This is a genomic window from Methanoculleus sp. MH98A (genome assembly GCF_000691865.1).
GTDB lineage: Archaea > Halobacteriota > Methanomicrobia > Methanomicrobiales > Methanoculleaceae > Methanoculleus.
The window spans coordinates 1-775 of record NZ_JMIO01000305.1; the positions used below are offsets into that span (position 1 = coordinate 1).

1 protein-coding gene is annotated in these 775 nt (G+C 40.5%); it reads left to right on the forward strand.

Going from position 1 to position 775, the window contains the following annotated elements:
- Positions 1 to 41: 41 nt before the first annotated feature.
- The gene (locus EI28_RS13860; RefSeq protein WP_082223193.1) at positions 42 to 695 is read left to right on the forward strand and encodes a PGF-CTERM sorting domain-containing protein; all 654 of its coding nucleotides are present in this window, start codon (positions 42 to 44) and stop codon (positions 693 to 695) included.
- The last annotated feature ends 80 nt before the right edge of the window (positions 696 to 775 follow it).

Genomic DNA, 775 nt, shown 5'->3' on the forward strand with positions numbered 1-775 from the left:
ATAAGAAAGCCCTATATATCCTTTAAGTCGACATCCCCCGTATGAGAGCAAAACGCTCAATATTATGCATTTTAATTGTATTTTTGGTATTGTCCTGCGGCTGCTTCACTCTTGAGGTCCACACAAAAGTAAACCCGGATGCTACGCTGAGTTCATATTCACTTGACCTCACGACGAGTCAATTTGTGTATAATGCCCTTAAGGAGAGCGCAAAAGAACAGGGTTATTCGTCGTTAAGGGAATCAATGACATCGAATGCTGAGCCAGGGACGTATAAATACGATGAAATTTGGGATGGTGATACTGTTACGATCAGTATAGCCAGTACGCAACCATTACAATCAACGGATCCCGAAAAATGGCAAATCAAAAAAGAAAGCGGCTATATGATTTACGATGATAAAAGACTCTTATCTGACGAAACTATTGAGGATTCTAACGAATTTACTGAAGCAATGCTAAGTAGTGCCGGTGTTCACTACTATCTCGAGATGCCCGGCAAAATTATTGACACAAATGCGAATGTAGTGGATGGGAATAAAGCAGAGTGGCATTTGACCGGATCAGAAGTGTTTACAACAGAGATCTACGCTAAAAGTGAAGTGCCGGTGTTTGCGTTACCCGGATTTGGCGCACTGATTGCACTTATCGGACTGAGTTGTGCAACCTTATTGTTAATACGAAAGAGAGTATGAAGAAATAATGGCTTTATAGAACCATTATCTGTTTTTAGAGCCGTATGCGATTGATTTTGACTTTCGAGACAATCGAATTA

What these genes read in the sequence shown, in the direction of transcription:
- EI28_RS13860 (WP_082223193.1), top strand. Translation starts at nt 42, where the DNA reads ATGAGAGCAAAACGCTCAATATTATGCATTTTAATTGTATTTTTGGTA.